We start from the raw sequence: 5,221 nt of genomic DNA on the forward strand, positions 1-5,221 counted from the left end.
CCCGGTGTTCAAAGAATGTCCGGCGGCGACCTACTCTCCCACACCCTCCCGAGTGCAGTACCATCGGCGCTGTGGGCCTTAGCTTCCGGGTTCGGAATGGGACCGGGCGTTTCCCCCACGCTATGACCGCCGTAACCCTTCGTGCGCGCCCGCCCCGGTGGGGGTTGGCGGCAAACCTGTTGGTTACAAGCTTGTGCTTGGAACTGTATTCAATTGTTTGTTCCCTGTGCGACAACGGTTGTTGTCTGGGAACCACATAGCGGACGCGTAGCATGTTTTGATCACCCACCCCCAGGGGGGTGGTGTGGTGTAAGTTGTCGGACTATTAGTACCGGTCAGCTTCACGAGTCTTTCGTCCTCGCTTCCACATCCGGCCTATCAACCCAGTGGTCTGGCTGGGGTCCTCTCCCCCACGAAGGGGATGGAAATCTCATCTTGAAGCCGGCTTCCCGCTTAGATGCTTTCAGCGGTTATCCAATCCGAACGTAGCTAATCAGCGGTGCACTTGGCAGTACAACTGACACACCAGAGGTTCGTCCGTCCCGGTCCTCTCGTACTAAGGACAGACCTTCTCAAATTTCCTGCGCGCGCAGCGGATAGGGACCGAACTGTCTCACGACGTTCTAAACCCAGCTCGCGTACCGCTTTAATGGGCGAACAGCCCAACCCTTGGGACCTACTCCAGCCCCAGGATGCGACGAGCCGACATCGAGGTGCCAAACCATGCCGTCGATATGGACTCTTGGGCAAGATCAGCCTGTTATCCCCGAGGTACCTTTTATCCGTTGAGCGACGGCCATTCCACAATGTGCCGCCGGATCACTAGTCCCGACTTTCGTCCCTGCTCGAGATGTCTCTCTCACAGTCAAGCTCCCTTGTGCACTTACACTCGCCACCTGATTGCCAACCAGGCTGAGGGAACCTTTGGGCGCCTCCGTTACTCTTTAGGAGGCAACCGCCCCAGTTAAACTACCCATCAGGCACTGTCCCTGACCCGGATTACGGGCCGAAGTTAGATGTCCAGAGTGACCAGAGTGGTATTTCAACGATGACTCCACCCGAACTGGCGTCCGGGCTTCACAGTCTCCCACCTATCCTACACAAGCCACACCGAACACCAATACCAAACTATAGTAAAGGTCTCGGGGTCTTTCCGTCCTGCTGCGCGTAACGAGCATCTTTACTCGTAGTGCAATTTCGCCGAGTTTATGGTTGAGACAGCGGGGAAGTCGTTACTCCATTCGTGCAGGTCGGAACTTACCCGACAAGGAATTTCGCTACCTTAGGATGGTTATAGTTACCACCGCCGTTTACTGGGGCTTAAATTCTCCGCTTCGCCCCCAAAGGGGCTAACAGGTCCTCTTAACCTTCCAGCACCGGGCAGGAGTCAGTCCGTATACATCGTCTTGCGACTTCGCACGGACCTGTGTTTTTAGTAAACAGTCGCTTCCCCCTGGTCTCTGCGGCCCTTACCCGCTCCGAAGCGCAAGGCTTCTTCACGGTCCGGGCCCCCCTTCTCCCGAAGTTACGGGGGCATTTTGCCGAGTTCCTTAACCATAATTCTCTCGATCGCCTTGGTATTCTCTACCTGATCACCTGTGTCGGTTTGGGGTACGGGCGGCTAAAACCTCGCGTCGATGCTTTTCTCGGCAGCATAGGATCACCGAATCCCCCCATACGGGGGTCCCGTCAGGTCTCAGGCTTCACGAACGGCGGATTTGCCAACCGTTCACCCTACATCCTTGGACCGGGACTACCATCGCCCGGCTCGGCTACCTTCCTGCGTCACACCTGTTAATACGCTTACCTCCCCGGATCGGGTCCCGCGCGCCCCGCCCATACTGGCCCCGAAGGGCACGGATGAACGGTTTGGGCGGTTAGCATCACCGGATTGGCATGGGCGGTTTTTCGCCGGTACGGGAATATCAACCCGTTGTCCATCGACTACGCCTGTCGGCCTCGCCTTAGGTCCCGACTTACCCAGGGCAGATTAGCTTGACCCTGGAACCCTTGATCATTCGGCGGACGGGTTTCCCACCCGTCTTTCGCTACTCATGCCTGCATTCTCACTCGTGTAGGCTCCACCACTGGCTTCCGCCGCAGCTTCACTGCCCACACGACGCTCCCCTACCCACCAGCGCTCCTGAACCACGAAGGCTTGGATAATACGCTGATGCCACAACTTCGGCGGTGTACTTGAGCCCCGCTACATTGTCGGCGCGGAATCACTTGACCAGTGAGCTATTACGCACTCTTTCAAGGGTGGCTGCTTCTAAGCCAACCTCCTGGTTGTCTGGGCAACTCCACATCCTTTTCCACTTAGCACACGCTTAGGGGCCTTAGTTGGTGGTCTGGGCTGTTTCCCTCTCGACTATGAAGCTTATCCCCCACAGTCTCACTGCTGCGCTCTCACTTGCCGGCATTCGGAGTTTGGCTGACGTCAGTAACCTTGTAGGGCCCATCGGCCATCCAGTAGCTCTACCTCCGGCAAGAAACACGCAACGCTGCACCTAAATGCATTTCGGGGAGAACCAGCTATCACGGAGTTTGATTGGCCTTTCACCCCTACCCACAGCTCATCCCCTCCATTTTCAACTGAAGTGGGTTCGGTCCTCCACGCGCTCTTACACGCGCTTCAACCTGGCCATGGGTAGATCACTCCGCTTCGGGTCTAGATCACGCCACTGCAACGCCCTGTTCAGACTCGCTTTCGCTACGGCTTCCCCACACGGGTTAACCTCGCGACGTAACACTAACTCGCAGGCTCATTCTTCAAAAGGCACGCCGTCACAGCTACTAAGGCTGCTCCGACGGATTGTAAGCACACGGTTTCAGGTACTGTTTCACTCCCCTCCCGGGGTACTTTTCACCTTTCCCTCACGGTACTTGTCCGCTATCGGTCATCAGGTAGTATTCAGGCTTACCAGGTGGTCCTGGCAGATTCGCACGGGATTTCTCGGGCCCCGTGCTACTTGGGATACTCTCCAAGCGGCGTCACGCATTACGGTTACAGGGCTTACACCTTCTCCGGCCGGCCTTTCAAGACCGTTCACCTATACGCACGCACTCACTTTCGCTGTCCGGCAGAACAGCAGCGGAAAGTCCCGCAACCCCGGCCATGCAACGCCCGCCGGCTATCACACATGGACCGGTTTGGCCTCTTCCGCGTTCGCTCGCCACTACTGACGGAATCACTGTTGTTTTCTCTTCCTGCGGGTACTGAGATGTTTCACTTCCCCGCGTTCCCTCCACGCACCCTATGTGTTCAGGTACGGGTCACCCGGTCACTCGCGCGCCGGGCGGGGTTTCCCCATTCGGACATCCTGGGATCACCGTTCGGTTATCAACTCCCCCAGGCTTATCGCAGATTCCCACGTCCTTCTTCGGCTCCTGATGCCAAGGCATCCACCGTGTGCTCTTAAAAACTTGACCACAAAGATCAAAATCAGCTATTCGAGAGAACCAGGACAACCAAACCGTCAAAAGACGACTCAGCCACCAGGTTCATCAAAAAAATTGCTTTAAGATGCTCGCGTCCACTATGTAGTTCTCAAACAACAACCCCGTCACCCCCACCCCCGCCACCCCAAACGGGGCGGCCGGCGCGGCAAGCGCAGGAAACAAGAGGAACCAACTTCTTCCCTCTCCTCACATCGCTGCAAGAATAAGGTCCTGTTGCCTCAGGACCCAACAGTGTGCCAAAAGACATCCCCCGCGAAACCAACCACACACGTTCCAAACACCCCAAAGGGCACCGTACTGGCATGCGGCCAACCGCGAAAGACACCGAATCCGTTGATATTCCACCCATGAGCACCCGCCGGACAACAGACGCGTCCGCAACGGGCTTGCCCTGCAAACCACCCAACCCGCACTATGACAGGCCAGGAAAGGTTCGAGGAAGCTCCTTAGAAAGGAGGTGATCCAGCCGCACCTTCCGGTACGGCTACCTTGTTACGACTTAGTCCCAATCGCCGGTCCCACCTTCGACGGCTCCCTCCCACAAGGGGTTAGGCCACCGGCTTCGGGTGTTACCAACTTTCGTGACTTGACGGGCGGTGTGTACAAGGCCCGGGAACGTATTCACCGCAGCGTTGCTGATCTGCGATTACTAGCGACTCCGACTTCATGGGGTCGAGTTGCAGACCCCAATCCGAACTGAGACCGGCTTTTTGGGATTAGCTCCACCTCACAGTATCGCAACCCATTGTACCGGCCATTGTAGCATGCGTGAAGCCCAAGACATAAGGGGCATGATGATTTGACGTCGTCCCCACCTTCCTCCGAGTTGACCCCGGCAGTCTCCCATGAGTCCCCGCCATTACGCGCTGGCAACATGGAACGAGGGTTGCGCTCGTTGCGGGACTTAACCCAACATCTCACGACACGAGCTGACGACAACCATGCACCACCTGTGAACCGGCCCCGAAGGGAAGGACTGTTTCCAGCCCGATCCGGCCCATGTCAAGCCTTGGTAAGGTTCTTCGCGTTGCATCGAATTAATCCGCATGCTCCGCCGCTTGTGCGGGCCCCCGTCAATTCCTTTGAGTTTTAGCCTTGCGGCCGTACTCCCCAGGCGGGGCACTTAATGCGTTAGCTACGGCGCGGAAAACGTGGAATGTCCCCCACACCTAGTGCCCAACGTTTACGGCATGGACTACCAGGGTATCTAATCCTGTTCGCTCCCCATGCTTTCGCTCCTCAGCGTCAGTTACAGCCCAGAGACCTGCCTTCGCCATCGGTGTTCCTCCTGATATCTGCGCATTTCACCGCTACACCAGGAATTCCAGTCTCCCCTACTGCACTCTAGTCTGCCCGTACCCACTGCAGACCCGGGGTTGAGCCCCGGGCTTTCACAGCAGACGCGACAAACCGCCTACGAGCTCTTTACGCCCAATAATTCCGGACAACGCTTGCGCCCTACGTATTACCGCGGCTGCTGGCACGTAGTTAGCCGGCGCTTCTTCTGCAGGTACCGTCACTTTCGCTTCTTCCCTGCTGAAAGAGGTTTACAACCCGAAGGCATTCATCCCTCACGCGGCGTCGCTGCATCAGGCTTTCGCCCATTGTGCAATATTCCCCACTGCTGCCTCCCGTAGGAGTCTGGGCCGTGTCTCAGTCCCAGTGTGGCCGGTCACCCTCTCAGGCCGGCTACCCGTCGTCGCCTTGGTAGGCCATTACCCCACCAACAAGCTGATAGGCCGCGAGTCCATCCATGACC

Annotated in this window: 3 rRNA genes; all 3 read right to left on the bottom strand. The window is 57.2% G+C overall.

From position 1 onward, the window contains the following. Window positions 1-17 precede the first annotated feature (17 nt). A 5S ribosomal RNA gene (gene rrf, locus AC5RTY_RS16825) occupies window positions 18-134 on the bottom strand. A 170-nt stretch (window positions 135-304) separates the two neighbouring features. After that, window positions 305-3,432: ribosomal RNA gene (locus tag AC5RTY_RS16830) — 23S ribosomal RNA — on the bottom strand. 480 nt (window positions 3,433-3,912) lie between these two features. Next, window positions 3,913-5,221 (bottom strand): 16S ribosomal RNA (locus AC5RTY_RS16835); the annotation flags it as partial.

It is taken from the genome of Arthrobacter sp. Y3224055 (assembly GCF_059090825.1).